The following is a 15,869-nucleotide window of genomic DNA, read 5'->3' as shown; positions in this document are numbered from 1 at the left end:
AGAACGTGCGCCATGACCCTGGCCCTGGCCGGGGTCCTCGCGTCCACCGCATTCTCCGCATTGCCCGCCGTGGCCCAGGGCCAGAAGGGTGGGCCGGACAGCCCGGACGGAACGACGGCCACCGGGTTCTACATCCCGGAGAAGAGCCACTACCACGAGGCCCACCGGCAGATCGCCGACCTGCGAGCCTCGGGTGATCGTGCCACCGCCGACAGCCTCGGTGCCATGGTCTCGACGCCGCAGGCCGTCTGGGTCACCGGGAGCGATCCGAAGGCCGTCACCCAGCAGGTGCGCAACACGACGCACCGCGCCGCGGGCAAGGGGCAGGTCCCCGTGCTGGCGGCCTACAACCTGCCGTTCCGCGACTGCTCGCAGTACTCCGCCGGTGGCGCGACCGACGTCGCTGGCTACAAGGCCTGGATCGACGCGCTCGCCGCCGGGATCCAGGACAGGGCGGCGATGGTGATCCTCGAACCGGACGGCCTCGGCATCATCCCCTGGTACCGCGGGCTCGACGGCGCCCTCGAGTGGTGCCAGCCGGCAGAGGCGGACGCCGCGAGCGCTGCAGCGGAACGCTTCGAGATGCTCAACTATGCGGTGGACCGCCTCAAGGCACTGCCCGACACCAAGGTCTACCTCGACGGCACCCACAGCGCCTGGCTCGGTACGGGCGAGATCTCGAGCCGGCTCGTGAAGGCCGGCGTACAGAAGGCCGACGGCTTCTTCCTCAACGTCTCCAACTACGAGCTCACCGAGCGGCAGCTGAAGTTCGGCAGCTGGGTGTCGCAGTGCATCCACTACGCCACCGAGATCGACCCCGGGGCCTACGGATCCTGCGCCAGCCAGTACTACCCGGCCTCGCCCGCCGATTTCTCCACCTGGGGGCTGACGGACGCGTGGTACGCGCAGCACGTCGCCGGTGCTCCGAACGCACCGTCGTCGGACGAGCTCGCACACTTCGTGATCGACACGAGCCGGAACGGACGGGGCCCCTGGGTCCCGTCGGTCGCCTACCCGGATCCCCAGGTCTGGTGCAATCCTCCGGGCCGCGGACTCGGCTACCTCCCGACCTCCGACACGGGCAACGAACTCGCCGACGCCTTCCTCTGGATCAAGGTCCCGGGAGAGTCCGACGGGGAGTGCAGTCGCGGCCTGACGGACAACGGGGGCATGGACCCGGAGTGGGGCCGCGTGGATCCTGCGGCCGGTGCCTGGTTCCCCGAGCAGGCGCTGGACCTGATCGCGAACGCCAGCGCGCCCGTACGGCCGTAGCGGACCGGAGAGCGTGCGCGGTCCGTGGGCCGCGCACGCTCTCCGGACGCCTACGCTGAGGGGATGGACAGCTGGAAATCTGCGGGCCGCCTGCGGGAACGGATGCTCTGGAGCACGCTCTCCTGGGTGGGTCTCGTGCTGACCGTCACCCTGGCCACCAGCATCGCGCTGGGCGCGGGCGGCACAGGTGCGGTCGAGAGCCATGGGTTCTACCTGCAGCAGATCGTCCTGCTCGCGTTCAGCGCGGGTGGCACGCTCGCCGCCGTGCGTCGCTGGTGGTCGTTCCGCACCGGCGCGTAGGGTACGCGCCGTTACGGAAATGTGACAAACCGGAGGAGCACTGGGTATCGTCATCGGGTGCCTCCGCCGGAGTGAGGCGCTCCCGGACGGATTGCCGAGCCCTGCCGCCGATCGGGATTCGTTCGCAAACACCGAGGCGGGGACGGGGGAACCACAGTTCCACCGGGCGTGCGGCCCTCCTGCCGGCGTCCTCGGGGTTAAGTCGCTGAACATCGCCGGATACGGCGCTGACCGCGGCCGGGTGACTCCCATCCGAACCCGACAGCTCACCCCGCAGGCATGGGAGAGGTATTCATCCATGTTCCGAAAGATTTCCCCTGCGCGCCACCGTGCCGCAGTCGACGGCAACCTCGCGATGCAGGGACTGTCGCAGGCAGCCAAGGCGCACGCCACCACCGTCGGCCGCCCCGTCGCCGTCGTCGCCATCACCTCGGGCCTCGCGCTCAGCGCTGTCGGCACCGCGCACGCCGGCTCCTACACCGAGCAGGGTTCGACCGCCCCCGCAGCCGTCGCAGCACCCGCAGCGGCGCCCGCCGCAGCAGTCGCTCCCGTAGCGGTCGCTCCCGCAGCCGATGCGACCCACACCGTCGTCGCCGGTGACACCCTCGGTGGCATCGCAGCGACCTACGGCGCCGACCTGACGGCCGTCCTCGCGGCCAACGGGCTCTCCCTCGCCTCGATCATCTTCCCCGGCGACACCGTGGTGATCCCCGCGAGCGGTGCGGCGCAGGCTCCGGCCCAGGCCGTGTCGGTCCCCGTGGCCGTCGCTCCCGCCGCCGAGGTCCAGCAGGCAGCCGTCGTCGCTCCCGCGGCGGAGGTCCAGCAGGCAGCCGCCGTCGCCCCGGCACCGGCTGTGTCGACCGCGCCCGGCTCGGGCGTGTACCTCGCCTCGGCAGACATCACGCCGGTGGCATCCAGCGGCGTCGCGGGCACCCTCGTGGCGTCCGCCCAGGCGCAGCTGCAGGCCGGCGCGATCCAGGACTGCACCGTACTGGTCGAGAACGCCCTGCGGGCAGCGGGCATCTCCGTGGGAGACCTCGGTCCCTCGCAGTTCTTCCAGTTCGGTTCGACGGTGGCCACCCCTGCTGCCGGCGACATCGTCATCACGGCGGGCCACGTGGCCATCTATGTCGGCGGCGGCCAGGTCATCAGCAGCGGCATGAACGGGTCGAACCTCACCATGCAGCACCCCCTCTCGGACCTGCCGGGAGCATCCTTCGTCCGGGTTGCCGGCTAGCAACCCGACGGACCACACGCGGGAAGCGGCAGGTGCTTGGACGGGGCCCTGCCGCTTCCTTTCTTTAACGCCCGACAGAGGCGCCGACCGACGCGGGGACTCAGCCCCGCGCTGCCAGGGCGGCCTGGATGCCGGGGATGCAGCCCTCGTTCTGCAGGGACGTCGTATCCCCGAGGGCCGTGCCCTCATGGAGCTGGGTGAGCAGGCGCCGCATGATCTTCCCGGAGCGTGTCTTGGGCACGTCGGGGACGACGACGACGGACGAGGGACGGGCGATGGGTCCGATGGCGCCCGCCACGTGCGAGCGCAGGGCCGCGGTGACGTCGCCGGATGCGTCCGCCCCTGCCGAGAGCACCACGAACGCGGCGATCGCGTGGCCCGTCAGCGGATCCGTCACGGGGCAGACGCCGGCCTCCGTCACCAGGGGGTGGGCCACCAGCGCCGACTCGATCTCGATGGTGGACAGCCGGTGGCCCGACACGTTGATGACGTCGTCCACGCGCCCGAGGATCCAGGTGTCGCCGTCGTCGTCGTACCGCGCGCCGTCGCCCGCCAGGAACCAGCCCTGCGCGGCGAACTTCCGCCAGTAGGAATCGAGGTAGCGCTGGGGATCCCCCCAGACGGTGCGGGCCATGGCCGGGCCGTGGCGATCCACCACGATCAGGCCCTGCACGCCGGGAGGCACCGGCCGGCCCTCGTCGTCGACGATGCGCGTGCTGACCCCGGGAAGGGCGCGAGCGGCGCAGCCGGGCTTGAAGTCGGTGTCCCCGGGGCTGGGGGAGAGGACGGTCGCGCCGGTCTCGGATTGCCACCAGGTGTCGACGACGGGCACCTCGTCGCGGCCGAGGTTCTTCCGGAACCAGCGCCACGCCTCGGGATTGACCGCCTCGCCGACGGTGCCCAGCACGCGGATGCTCGAGAGGTCGTAGCCGGCCGGGACGCCGTCGGGGAACCAGCCCATCAGTGACCGGACCAGCGTCGGCGCCGTGTAGTAGCTCGTGACGCCGTAGCGTTCGATGATCTCGAAGTGGCGGCCCGGGTGCGGCGTGTTCGGTGTGCCCTCGAAGAGGACCTGCGTGGCACCGTTGGAGAGCGGCCCGTACAGCTCGTAGGTGTGCGCGGTGACCCAGGCCAGGTCAGCGGTGCACCAGTGGACGTCGCGATCCCGCAGGGCCGGATCGGGATTGCTGAAGAGGTGCTCGAAGCTCCACGACGCCTGCGTGAGGTAGCCGCCGGACGTATGCACGAGGCCCTTCGGCTTCCCGGTGGTCCCCGAGGTGTACATGATGAACAGGGGCGTCTCGGCGTCGAACGCCTCCGGTTCGTGGTGCGGTGACGCGGTGTCGACGACGTCGTGCCACCAGACGTCCCTGCCTCCGGTCCAGCTGACGTCGGAACCGGTGCGGCGCACCACGAGCACGTGCTCGATGCTGTTCCGACCGGATACCGCGGCGTCGGCGTTGTCCTTCACAGGCACGGCCGTCCCCCGGCGGTACTGGCCGTCGGTGGTGACGAGCAGCTTCGCGCCCGTGTCCTCGACGCGGAAGCGCAGTGCCTCCGCCGAGAACCCGCCGAACACGAGGGAGTGCACGGCGCCGATCCGGGCGCACGCGAGGGTGACCACGACCGTCTCGACGAGGACCGGGAGATAGATCACCACGCGGTCGCCCTTGCCGATCCCGAGGGCCAGCAGTGCGTTCGCGGCCCGTGAGACCTCGTCCTGCAACTGCGCGTAGGTGACGGTGCGGCGATCGCCGGGCTCGCCCTCGAAGTGCAGCGCCACCGTGTCGCCGCGCCCGGCCCGCACATGGCGGTCGACGCAGTTGGCGGCGACGTTGAGCGTGCCACCGGAGAACCACTCGAGAACGGGCACGCTGAGCGTCCCGTCCTCCTGCGGGGTCGCCTTCTCGAAGGTGTGCAGGGTGTCCCAGGGGTCCTGCCACTCGAGCCGGGCGGCCTGCTCGGCCCAGAACGCGAGCCGTTCGGCCTCGTCCTGCAGCGCGGCCTGTCCTTTCGGCGTCGTCGTCCCTACGCCCACTTGCGCACCGCCCAGCGCTCGGCGATGCCCAGGAGGGCGTCGGTGGTCTTGCCGATCACGGCCAGCAGGATGATGGCGAGGATGATGCGGTCCACGCGGCCGTTCTGCTGCGAGTCCGTCAGCAGGAAGCCTAGTCCCATCGACGACGCGATGAGTTCGGCCGCGACGAGGAACAGCCAGGACTGCGCGAGTGCGAGCCGCAGGCCGGAGAACAGGGCGGGAACGACGGCGGGGAGCTGCACCGTGGTGAGCAGTCGGATGCCGCCCAGCCCGAAGGCCCGCGCTGCCTCGACGAGGTTGCGGTCCACGTGGCGCAACCCGAGGTACAGCGTGGTGAAGACGGGGAAGAACGCACCGATGGTGATCAGCGTGACCTTCGAGTCCTCGTTGATGCCGATCCAGAGGACCAGCAGCGGGACCCACGCCAGGGACGGGACCGCGCGGAGCGCCCCGACGGTCGGGGTCAGGAGGACGTCCGCGATGCGGGAGAGGCCCAGCAGTGCGCCGGCCAGGACCCCGAGCAGGGATCCGAGGAGGAACCCGAGGAGGACCCGCTGTGTGGAGATCAGGATGTGGGTGGCGAGCTGGCCGCGCTCGATGAGGTCCACCGCGGCCGCGAGAACCGACGCCGGCGAGGGGAGCTGCGACGGCCGGAAGAAGCCCGAGGCGGTGCTGAGGTGCCAGGCGAGCAGGATCAGCGCCGGGACGATGAGCCCGAGCAGCACGATGACCACGCGCCGTCCGGCCGTGCCCGTCCTGCCCGGGTTCCTGCCGGCCCCGTCCCCGGTGACCGGAGATCCGGTGGACGCGAGGCCCTCCTTGCTGATGGGAACGGTGCTGCGTCCCGTCAGGTGCTCAGCACTCATGAATCGGAACCGATGGCGGCGGGGTCCGCCTTCTCCACGAGCGAGGCGTCGAAGAGGGTATCGAGGGCCTCGTCGATCTGGTCCTGGCTCTGCACGTCACCGGTCTCCACGAAGACGGGGCCGATCTTCTCGAGGACGCTGCGCTGGGCGTCGCCCGGCGCGGGATCGACGTCGAGGTTGGTGCGCTCGATGATCACGGAGTTGGCCACGGCCTGGTCGATGCCCGCGACGCCCGCGAGGATCGCGGCGGTCTCCTCCGGGTTCTCCTTGGCCCACTCCCGTGCCTTCTCGTAGGCGTCGACCACGGTCTGGGCGACGTCGGGCTTCTCGGTCAGGAAGTCCTCCGTCGCGTTGAGGAAGCCGTAGGAGTTGAAGTCGATGTCGCGGAAGAACAGCTGGGCGCCGTCCTGCTCGGCAGCGGCCATGATCGGATCGAGGCCGGACCAGGCGTCGACCGCACCGCTGGCCAGGGCCGCGCGGCCGTCTGCGTGCTGCAGGTTCTCGATGGTGACCTCGGACTGCTCCACGCCTGCGGCCTCGAGTGCCTGGAGGAGGAAGAAGTACGGGTCGGTGCCGCGGGTTGCCGCCACGGACTTGCCGCGCAGGTCCTCGACGCTCGTGATGCCGGACTCCGGAAGCGCCACGAGGGCTGCCCATTCGGGCTGCGAGTAGATGTCGATGGCCTTGATCGGGGAGCCGTTGGAGCGGGCGAGCAGGGCAGCGGATCCGGCGGTGGATCCGACGTCGATCGCCCCGGCGCGCAGGGCCTCGTTGGCCTTGTTCGACCCGGCGGACTGCACCCAGTTGACGGTGATGTCCTGGTCGGCGAGTTCGTCCTCGAGCCAGCCCTGCTCCTTGATGACGAGGCTCAGCGGGTTGTAGGTGGCGAAGTCGATGTTGAGCGTGCCGCCCTGCGTGGCGGTGCCTGCCGCGGCGGACTCCGTGTCGGAGGCGTTCTCGCCGGCGAGGCAGCCGCTGAGGCTGAGGGAGAGTGCGGTGGCGAGCGCGAGGGTGGGCAGGAGGGCGCGGCGGTTCATGGTGGTCCTTCGAGTGGATGGTGCGAAAAAGGGGAGACAGGAGGGCGGCGGGAGTGCTGCCGGGGAAAGCGCGGGAACGGGCTCTAGTGCCCGGTGACGCCGAGGAGGGAGAGCAGCGAACTGCGCAGCGCCCCGAGGTCGGCCGCATTGCGGTCCCTCGGGCGTGCCCCGGGCACGGCGATGAGTTCCGCGACGGTCGAACCCGCCGCCTCGTCGTCGCCGCGGCCGAGGACGAGGATCCGGTCGGCGAGCTGGAGGGCCTCGTCGACGTCGTGCGTGACGAGCAGCACGGTGGTGGGCTGGGCCCGGTGGATGTCCAGCAGGAGGTCCTGCATCTTGATGCGCGTGAGGGCGTCGAGAGCACCGAAGGGTTCGTCGAGCAGGAGCACCCCGGGATTCCGCGCGAGCGCACGGGCGAGCGACGTGCGCTGGGCCATGCCGCCGGACACTTCGCGCGGCCTGTGCTTCGCGAAGCTGTCCAGGCCCACGAGCTTCAGCAGTTCGAGGACCTTGGCCTTGCCCGCGCTCGCACTGGAGGATCTGGGCAGGCCGATCGCCACGTTCGCCTGCAGGGAGTGCCAGGGCAGGAGCCGCGGTTCCTGGAACGCGACGGCGCACCGTTCGTCGATGCCCGTCACGGCGGTCCCGTCGATCAGGACCTCGCCGCGGTCGGGGATGTCGAGTCCGGCGGCGGCGCGCAGCAGCGTGGACTTGCCGCATCCGCTGGTGCCGAGGATGGCGAGGATCTCCCCGGGCTTCACCTCCACGGTGACGTCCCTGAGCACGACCCGCCGGTCGTTCGAGGAGCCGAAACTGCGCCCCAGTCCGGAGAATCGGACCCCGAGGGCCTGCTTGGTGGAGGTCTGGGTGCTGCCGGGTGCCAGAACTGTGGTCATGGTGTCTCCATCGGTCCTGGCGGTAGCACCCTACGGAGCGAGCCTTGGCCACCGCACGCGGTGGTTCCCGTGGCTCGAACCTCGTTATCGTCCGTCACCAGGGGGATGCGGACGACCAGGGTTGCTGCGGCTTCACTGATCCAGGTCTCTCGGCCGCTCGGGATGGTCACTCCTATGAAACGCCCGCCGTCCATCAGGAGCAAAATAGGGCGTGTAACAAAGGCTGTAACAATCGAGGGAGAAACAGGAGGCGGCGTGGCACACCAGAACGATCCGCGGGTGATCCGGAAACTGTTGAGCGAGCACGGCCGCTGGGCGGTGGTCGGGCTGTCCGACAACCCGCGGCGGGCCGCCGTGGGCGTCTCGCGCTTCCTCATGGATCGCCTCGGCATGGAGATCGTCCCGGTGAGTCTCAAGGGCGACGACGTCCACGGGCAGACGGGTTACCGGCGCCTCGCGGACGTCCCGGGGACGATCGACGTCGTGGACTGCTTCGTCAACTCGTCCCGGGTGGGCGCGGTGGTCGACCAGGCCATCGCCGTCGGGGCGAGGGCGGTGTGGCTCCAGCTCGGCGTCATCGACGAGGATGCGGCCCGGCGCGCTGCCGACGCCGGGCTCGACGTCGTCATGGACACCTGCCCGGTCATGGAGGCTCCGGCGCTCGGGCTCTAGACCTCACATGCGCTGGTACTTGGAGCGCACCACCATGAACACGCCGTAGGCCATCAGCCCCAGCGCCACGGCACCGAGGAGCCAGACGCCGAAGGGCTGTTCCCGCAGGGCCTTGAGAGCACCGTCGATCCCCGTGGACTGTTCCGGATTGTTCGTCACGGTCGCGACGATCACGAGGATGCCGAGGACTCCGAGGGCGAACCCCTTGGCGATGTAGCCCACCGTCCCGAACAGGACGACGGCGCTGCCGGCCCGTCCCGGCGGGAGGCCGGAGAGCTTCTTCCGGAACCGCCGTGTGGCACCGCTGTAGATGAAGTAGCCGCCCACCACCAGGATGCCCACGCCGATCGCGAGGAGGAGTGCGGCCCCGGCCGGATGAGACATCAGGGAGGCGCTGAGGGAGCTGGTGGTGCTGCTGCTGTCACTGGAGCCACCCATCGCGAAGCGCCCGAACGTGACACCGATCGCCGCGTAGGCGACCGCCTGGCCACCGCTCTTCAGCCGGAAACCGAGCTTCTCCTTGTCCGGGACGGCTTTCGCACCGAGGAACACCTCGCTGAGCTGGAACAGGGCGAGGGCGATGCAGCCGATGAAGCAGAACCAGAGGAGGAACGACCCGCCCGGCGAGCCGGCGAGCTGGCCGATGGCCCCGCTCTGGTCCGCGCTGCCGGAGCCGCCGCCCGCCAGGCGGAGGGCGATGAAGCCGATCAGGAGGTGCAGGATGCCCGCGGCGATATAGCCGGCGCGGGCCGCGAGTTCGAAGCCCTTCGAATTGACGGCTTCCTCGGCTGCATCGGACGCCCTGTCGGCCGCGTCCCTGCCCGAGTGCCCCGCCTTCTTGGAGTACTTGTTGGATGCCGTGCCTGGTGCCATGGGAATTCCGCCTCCTCGTCGGCTCGGCGGGCGTCGCTGCTGCGGTCCCGGACCGGCCCGGACCTCCATCCTGCCACTGCTCCGCCCGCCCTGGACAGTTCCCGGTCCACTAGGTTGGAGCGGAGGGATTTCGGGCAGTGCCGACGGGTGGTCGGGCTGCCCCACATCGACGGGGAGGGCACGGATGGAGCAGTTCACGTACGGGGAGCAGGGAGCCACCGATCGGCCCTTTCCCGAGCCGCTCGACGGCGGGTGGCCCAGCGGGTACACCGTGATGGTGGAGACCCATGAGCTCGCGACGGATGACCCGTCTGCCGCCTTCACGGCCCTGACCGAGGGAATCCTCACCTGGGAGCTGCACCGCCGTGCCGGGCTCACCATGGAGTCCGGGGCGGATCGGGCGGCACCCGGCGTCCGCGTCGTCTCCGGTTTCGGCCTCGGCCCCGCGCGGATCAAGGCACCCTGCCGGGTCATCTGGTCGAGGGCACCACAGCTCGACGGTGCGGGCAGGGCGGTGCCCGGGCAGCGCGGCGGCTTCGGGTACGGCACGCTGCCCGGGCACCCCGTGCGGGGGGAGGAGGCCTTCTACGCCGAGCTGACCGCGGACAACCGCGTGCTGTTCAGCTGCGCCGCCTACAGCCTGCCGGCCGGCCCCCTGTTCCGGCTCGCGGCCCCGGTGACGCGGCTGACACAGCGGTACGTCCTGTCCCGGTACACGAAAGCGGCACGCGCCCTGGCGGGCGGCGCCTGACCTCCTGCACGCCATCAGCGGGCGCTCGCCGGCAGTTGCCGAAGGACTTCTTCCGGAATCGGGTCCGAAACCGCCCCGTAACCGACCGGTACTAGCTTGTGAATCTCGATGACCCGGAGAGGATCCAGCATGGACGACGTAGTAGGGCAGGAAGCTGCCGAGGTGCTGACGGACGGATTGGGCAGGCGGACATTCATGGGGGTCGTGGCCGCACTCGGCAGCCTCTCGGCCGCATCGGTGGCCGGGGCACCGTCGGCGCTCGCCGCTCCGCCCGTCGCCGGGCGGATACCGGCCGCACCCGGCAAGCCTCCCGGTACGCCCGGCAACGGTCCCGGTGGGAGTACGTCGCGGGGTGGCATCCTGCAGCCCGGGCGCGGCAGCATCCGGGGCGACCACTACCTCTCCTCCACGCCGGACGAGGTCCTCTGGGGCTACGTCCCCACGGTCCACGCCGCGCCGGTGATGACCATGCGGTCCGGCCGCACCGTCACCATCGATGCGCTCTCGCACGAGGGCATCCTCGAGGACCAGGGCCGGAACCCGCTCGAGTACTTCGGTGCGCTCGGCGTGGGCAGCGACTCCGTGCTGCAGGACGCGGTGGACGTGGCGGGCGGCTACCGGCGCACGGAGCGACGGTTCGACGTCGACGGTCCGCACGTCGTCACCGGACCGATCGCCGTCGAGGGTGCCGAACCCGGCGACGTCCTGAAGATCGAGACGCTCGAGGTGCTCCCGCGCGTGCCCTACGGTGTCGTGTCGAGCCGGCATGGAAAGGGCGGCCTCGCCGTGCAGCCCGGATCCACGCCTCCTGCCGGGATCACGCTCGATGAGGTCATGCCCCCGGTCGCCACGGACAACCGGGCATCCGGCATCCCCTCGGACTACGGCAACGTCTCGGTGTTCACGAGGATCGACAAGGGCCAGGGCGTGATGACCAGCGGCGACATGAGCGTCCGGTTCCCGCTGCGGCCCTTCATGGGGATGATGGGCGTCGCCTTCGCGGACGCCGGCGGCCTCACCGCACCCGAGGCGAACTCCGTGCCTCCCACGCTCGGTGGCGGCAACATCGACATCCGCCATCTCGGCGCCGGCTCCACCTTCTACCTGCCCGTCACCGCGCCGGGCGCCCTCTTCTACGTGGGTGATCCGCACATGGGCATGGGTGACGGGGAGGTCGCCCTGACGGCGATGGAGGGTTCACTGCGCGGTACCTTCCGGCTGACCGTCTGCAAGCCCGGAACCGGGGATGCCCCGTCCGTGGCCTACTCCTATCCGTTCGGCGAGACGAAGGACGCCTGGATCCCGATCGGCCTCTCCGACCCGGACGGCCTCGCCGGTGGAGGAGTCTCCGGCGACCTGAACGTCGCCATGCGCCGCGCCATCATCAACGCGCTCGACTTCCTCGAGCACGACCGCGGCATGGAACGTGCCGTGGCGTACGCCTACCTCTCCGCGGCGGCGGATTTCGCGGTCTCGCAGGTCGTGGACCGGACCGTGGGCGTGCACGGGCTCATCGCGAAGGCGCATTTCGGCTGACGCCCGATGCCAAACCGTTACCGTTCCGGACTACTTGTTTTCATTGCCCGGGCAACACAACCACCCTAGGTTGAGAAGTACAGCGGTTGCCCAGGGTAATCCCAGCTCGTTCTGGGACGACGCCCTGATCCGGGCGATCAGCGGAACACAATTTATTTGTTCGCGGCGCCCTCCGACCGAGGGCGCCGCTTGCGGATGGGGACGCAAGCTGCGCCGTCGGGGACCGCCCGCGGGATACTACGTGTTTCAGGAGAAGCGCACACATGATCGTTGCAAAGAAATGGGTTGCTGCCGGATCGACGGCCACCCTCCTCGCCGGTGGACTGTTCCTCGGAGCTCCGATGGCGTCCGCCGCACCGGGTGACGCCGCCTGCCTGCAGGCTTCGACGCAGTTCAACGCGGCACTGAGTGCTGCCGGTGTCGACCTCACCTTCGTCACCCAGTTCGAGACGGTGACGGCCGCCGTCGTCACCGAGGGCGAGAAGCTCGTCGCCGTGACGGCGTCGCTGAACCTCGACGCCCTCGTCGCTGAGGCCGACCGGACCGACCTTCTTGCCGGGGAAGCCCAGCTGGCTGTCGAGAACGCCAAGATCGCCGTCGAGGCTGCCGTCGCTGCGGCCATCGAGAAGGATGAGCAGGGCGACGGGAACCCTGAGAATGACAAGCTCGTCACCGATGCGCGCGCCAATCTCCTGGCCGTGTCCCTCCAGGAGAGCACCGCAGTCGAAGCCGCCGTTGCTGCTGCAGCCGCTGCGGAGCTCGCCCTGAACGACCCTGCGCTCCTCGAAGCACAGGGCAACCTCGAGGAAGCGTCTGTCGCAGCCCAGAACCTGCTGCAGCAGCTCAGCGGAGACGCAGTGCTCGCACAGCAGCTCCTCGACCTGTTCAAGGCGTTCCTCGCCGCCTGTGATGCCGGCGCCATCGGCGTCGACCCCGTGACGCCCGTCGTGGTTCCCGCGGCGCCCGTAGCGCCGGTAGCACCCGTCGCAGCTCCCGCTGCTCCGGTCACTCCCGGAGCAGTCGTGAAGGCTCCTGCCGGCACGAACAAGGGCCTCAACGTGCAGACCGCCGTCGCCACCGAGGACAACAGCGCAGCCGTCGCCCTCATCGCGGCACTGCTCGCGGTCGGCGTCGCGGTCCCCGTGGCCACCGCCGCCCGCATGCGCCGCCTCGAGCGCGCACAGCGCTAGCCCCTCGGCTGCCGTCGCCCGGGACCCTGGTCGCACGACCTCGGTTCCGGGCGACGGCACGCATCCTCCACCCCCCCCGAACCAGGACAGCGCACCCCATGGAACAGCACGGCATCCCGGACGAAGCCCTCGACCAGGAGACGGGCTCTGTCTCGCGCGGACCGGTGAGGGCACGCCCGAGGAAGCGCTGGTTCGCACTGCCGCTCGCCGCGGCCTCCGCCCTGGCCATCGCCGTATCTGTCCTCCCTCCCGACCCGGCGGGAGCGCCCGCGGACGCATCGTCCACCCTCTCCGCCGTCGCGACGCCGTCGTCCACCGCCGGCACCACCACTCCTGCTGCCGCACCGAGCCCGGCTCCCGCCGACCGCGGGCCCGCCGCCTCGCAGCCCACCGGGCTCTCCTTCCCCGCAGCGGACATGGACATGGCCGTCCTGCCGCTCACCCCCAGTGATGCGGACCTCGCGGCACAGACCCTCGTGCCGCCGCTCACAGTCGACGCCTACTGGCTCACGTCCTACGGCGTGCCGGGAGCCGGCTCGAACAACACCACGTACATCGCCGGGCACAGCTGGGACGGCAAGGACGCCCCCTTCAACCGGTTGAGCGACGAAGCCCTGGTGGGCAGCGAGTTCGTCCTCACCACCGGGACGGGGGACATCACCTACGTGGTCGACTCGGTGATCACCCACGACAAGGACACGCTGAAGGACAGCGACATCTGGAACATCGTGCCCAACCGCGTGGTGCTCATCAGCTGCTACACCGAGGACCCCTGGGGCAAGAACGTCGTGGTCACGGCGATGCCGAAGGCCGCCTGACCGGTCTGGTCGGCTCGATCGAGCGACGAGCGGCAGCCGTGACCGTCGGGTAGACGCAGGAGGCCGCCACCCGGTGGGGTGGCGGCCTCCTGTCGGTCCGGGTCCGGTACTAGCCGAAGTGCCTGGGGAGCGTGCCCTCGTGCGCCTCGCGGAGCTGGTCGAGCGGCAGAGTGAAGTAGCCCTGCACGTCGAGCGCCTGGTTCTCCGTGTCCACCACGCCGATGCGGAGGGTAGGGAAGTTCCGTGCGGTGCACATGTCGTTGAAGCGCACCTCCTCCGAGCGGGGGACGCTGACGACGGCCCGCGCCTGGCTCTCGCTGAACAGTGCCGTAAACGCGTCGATGCCGTCGCGCTCGCACAGCTCGTCGATGCCGATGCGCGCGCCCACACCGAAGCGCAGCGCCATGTCGCTCAGACCGGCCGCAAGCCCGCCCTCGGAGAGGTCGTGCGCGGCGTCGATCATGCCGTCGCGCGAGCAGTTGACCAGGATCGCGGCGAGGGTCCGCTCCGCGGCGAGGTCCAGGGCCGGCGGCTGCCCGCCGAGGTGCCCGCGCAGGTTGGCCCATTCGGAACCGTCCAGCTCGTCCGCCGTCGTCCCCAGCAGGTAGATGGCCTGGCCGTCCTCACGCCAGCCGGACGGCGTGCGCCGTGCGACGTCGTCGAACACGCCCAGCACGCCGACCACCGGGGTGGGGTGGATCGCCACGCCTCCGGTCTGGTTGTACAGCGAGACGTTGCCGCCGGTCACGGGCACGCCGAGCTCCTGGCAGGCGTCCGCGAGACCGCGGACGGTCTCCGCGAACTGCCACATGACCTCGGGGTCCTCGGGGGAACCGAAGTTCAGGCAGTCGGTGACCGCGAGGGGCTGGGCGCCCGACGTCGCCACGTTGCGGTAGGCCTCGGCGAGGGCCAGGCGCGCGCCCTCGTAGGGGTTGAGGTAGGAGTAGCGGCCGTTGGCGTCCGTCGAGATCGCGATGCCGAGGCCCGTCTCCTCGTCGACCCGGACCACTCCGGCGTCGTCGGGCATGGCCAGCGCCGTGTTGCCCTGCACGTAGCGGTCGTACTGGTCGGTCACCCAGTTCTTCGCGCACATGTTCGGCGATGCCATGAGTTCGAGGACGGCCTCGCGCAGGTCGGCGGGCCGCTCGGCCGCGTAGGCGTCCGCCTGGACGCCGTCGAGCCACTCGGGACGGTGGTAGGGGCGCTCGTAGACCGGTCCCTCGTGGGCCACGGTGCGGGGGTCGACGTCGACGATCTTCTCGCCGTCCCACTCGATGATGAGGCGCCCCGTGTCGGTGACCTCGCCGAGCCAGGAGTACTCCACGGACCACTTGTCCATGATGGCCTCGAAGGCCACCATGTTCTCGGGCGTGACCACGGCCATCATGCGCTCCTGCGACTCCGACATGAGGATCTCGCCGGGCGTCAGGGACGGGTCGCGCAGCAGCACGTTGGTGAGTTCGACGTGCATGCCGCCGTCGCCGTTGGACGCCAGCTCCGACGTCGCACAGGAGATGCCGGCGGCACCGAGGTCCTGGATGCCCTCCACCACGGAGGCCTTGAACAGCTCGAGGCAGCACTCGATGAGGACCTTCTCGGCGAACGGATCACCCACCTGGACCGCGGGGCGCTTGGACGGCTTGGCGTCGTCGAAGGACTCCGAGGCCAGCACGGACGCTCCGCCGATCCCGTCACCGCCGGTGCGGGCGCCGAAGAGGACCACCTTGTTGCCGGCGCCGGATGCGTTGGCGAGGCGGATGTCCTCGTGCCGCAGGACGCCGACCGCGAGGGCGTTGACCAGCGGGTTGCCCTGGTAGACGGAGTCGAAGACCACCTCGCCGCCGATGTTCGGCAGGCCGAGGGAGTTGCCGTAGCCACCGATGCCCGCGACGATCCCGTGCACGAGGCGTGCGGTGTCGGGGTGGTCGATCGCTCCGAAGCGCAGCGGGTCCATGACGGCGACCGGGCGGGCGCCCATCGAGATGATGTCGCGCACGATCCCGCCGACGCCGGTGGCCGCGCCCTGGTAGGGCTCCACGAAGGAGGGATGGTTGTGGCTCTCCACCTTGAACGTCACGGCCCAGCCGTCCCCGATGTCGACGACGCCGGCGTTCTCGCCGATCCCGACGAGCAGGTGCTCCTTCATGGCCTCGGTGACCTTCTCGCCGAACTGGCGCAGATGCACCTTCGAGGACTTGTAGGAGCAGTGCTCGCTCCACATCACGGAGTACATGGCGAGTTCGGCACCGGTGGGGCGGCGGCCGAGGATCTCCTCGACGCGCTGGTACTCGTTCTCCTTGAGGCCGAGTTCGGCCCACGGCAGCGCCTGGCCGGGGGTCGCCTCGGCGTTCGCGACCGTGTCGATGTTGAACTTCTTGGACAT

The 15,869-nt window shown here is 70.2% G+C and carries 14 protein-coding genes and 1 riboswitch; of the genes, 8 read left to right on the top strand and 6 right to left on the bottom strand.

The window, feature by feature from the left end; translation table 11 throughout:
- Positions 1-12 precede the first annotated feature (12 nt).
- The 3 genes from AC0Z9V_RS13095 (at position 13) to AC0Z9V_RS13085 (ending at position 2,809) form a co-directional block, all read left to right on the top strand.
- Positions 13-1,272 carry a glycoside hydrolase family 6 protein gene (locus AC0Z9V_RS13095; RefSeq protein WP_485141779.1) on the top strand — a complete coding sequence of 420 codons (1,260 nt, stop codon included), beginning with the start codon at positions 13-15 and terminating at the stop codon, positions 1,270-1,272.
- A gap of 63 nt (positions 1,273-1,335) precedes the next feature.
- The gene (locus AC0Z9V_RS13090) at positions 1,336-1,572 is read left to right on the top strand and encodes a hypothetical protein (protein WP_485141778.1); all 237 of its coding nucleotides are present in this window, start codon (positions 1,336-1,338) and stop codon (positions 1,570-1,572) included.
- A 113-nt stretch (positions 1,573-1,685) separates the two neighbouring features.
- Positions 1,686-1,867: riboswitch (cyclic di-AMP (ydaO/yuaA leader) on the top strand.
- A 3-nt stretch (positions 1,868-1,870) separates the two neighbouring features.
- A complete protein-coding gene (locus AC0Z9V_RS13085; protein WP_485141777.1) occupies positions 1,871-2,809 on the top strand; it encodes a LysM peptidoglycan-binding domain-containing protein in 939 nt (312 codons plus the stop codon).
- A 100-nt stretch (positions 2,810-2,909) separates the two neighbouring features.
- On the opposite strand, the gene acs is transcribed toward AC0Z9V_RS13085, so the two are convergent.
- From acs to AC0Z9V_RS13065, 4 genes are all read right to left on the bottom strand, one after another.
- On the bottom strand, positions 2,910-4,847 hold the full coding sequence (gene acs / locus AC0Z9V_RS13080) for an acetate--CoA ligase (RefSeq protein ID WP_485141776.1): 1,938 nt from the start codon (positions 4,845-4,847) through the stop codon (positions 2,910-2,912).
- Positions 4,838-5,713, bottom strand: a complete 876-nt coding sequence (locus AC0Z9V_RS13075; protein WP_133080304.1) for an ABC transporter permease — start codon at positions 5,711-5,713, stop codon at positions 4,838-4,840. Before AC0Z9V_RS13075 ends, acs begins: the two co-directional genes overlap by 10 nt.
- Positions 5,710-6,750 carry an aliphatic sulfonate ABC transporter substrate-binding protein gene (locus AC0Z9V_RS13070; protein WP_208740025.1) on the bottom strand — a complete coding sequence of 347 codons (1,041 nt, stop codon included), beginning with the start codon at positions 6,748-6,750 and terminating at the stop codon, positions 5,710-5,712. The genes AC0Z9V_RS13075 and AC0Z9V_RS13070 overlap by 4 nt, the downstream gene beginning before the upstream one ends.
- 83 nt (positions 6,751-6,833) lie before the next feature.
- Positions 6,834-7,646 (bottom strand): ABC transporter ATP-binding protein, encoded by an 813-nt coding sequence (locus AC0Z9V_RS13065; protein WP_133080306.1) that lies wholly within the window; start codon positions 7,644-7,646, stop codon positions 6,834-6,836.
- 255 nt (positions 7,647-7,901) lie between these two features.
- On the opposite strand from AC0Z9V_RS13065, the gene AC0Z9V_RS13060 reads away from it, so the two are divergent.
- Positions 7,902-8,318, top strand: coding sequence for a CoA-binding protein (locus AC0Z9V_RS13060; protein ID WP_208740213.1), 417 nt, complete (start codon positions 7,902-7,904; stop codon positions 8,316-8,318).
- Between the two features lie 3 nt (positions 8,319-8,321).
- Here the strand turns inward: AC0Z9V_RS13060 and AC0Z9V_RS13055 are convergent, their stop codons facing one another.
- Entirely contained in the window at positions 8,322-9,191 is an 870-nt protein-coding gene (locus AC0Z9V_RS13055) for a DUF1206 domain-containing protein (RefSeq protein ID WP_133080308.1), read from the bottom strand.
- A 184-nt stretch (positions 9,192-9,375) separates the two neighbouring features.
- On the opposite strand from AC0Z9V_RS13055, the gene AC0Z9V_RS13050 reads away from it, so the two are divergent.
- The 4 genes from AC0Z9V_RS13050 to AC0Z9V_RS13035 all read left to right on the top strand — a co-directional run bounded on the left by AC0Z9V_RS13050 (position 9,376) and on the right by AC0Z9V_RS13035 (position 13,486).
- A complete protein-coding gene (locus AC0Z9V_RS13050) occupies positions 9,376-9,942 on the top strand; it encodes a DUF1990 domain-containing protein (protein WP_133080309.1) in 567 nt (188 codons plus the stop codon).
- A gap of 129 nt (positions 9,943-10,071) precedes the next feature.
- Positions 10,072-11,478 (top strand): acetamidase/formamidase family protein, encoded by a 1,407-nt coding sequence (locus AC0Z9V_RS13045; protein WP_208740113.1) that lies wholly within the window; start codon positions 10,072-10,074, stop codon positions 11,476-11,478.
- Positions 11,479-11,741: 263 nt separating this feature from the next.
- A complete protein-coding gene (locus tag AC0Z9V_RS13040; protein ID WP_485141775.1) occupies positions 11,742-12,668 on the top strand; it encodes a hypothetical protein in 927 nt (308 codons plus the stop codon).
- A 98-nt stretch (positions 12,669-12,766) separates the two neighbouring features.
- Positions 12,767-13,486, top strand: a complete 720-nt coding sequence (locus AC0Z9V_RS13035) for a class F sortase (protein ID WP_485141774.1) — start codon at positions 12,767-12,769, stop codon at positions 13,484-13,486.
- A gap of 109 nt (positions 13,487-13,595) precedes the next feature.
- On the opposite strand, the gene purL is transcribed toward AC0Z9V_RS13035, so the two are convergent.
- Positions 13,596-15,869, bottom strand: coding sequence for a phosphoribosylformylglycinamidine synthase subunit PurL (gene purL, locus AC0Z9V_RS13030; protein ID WP_485141876.1), 2,274 nt, complete (start codon positions 15,867-15,869; stop codon positions 13,596-13,598).

Source organism: Arthrobacter sp. UYP4 (assembly GCF_057291175.1).
This window is presented reverse-complemented; position numbering and strand designations above follow the sequence as displayed.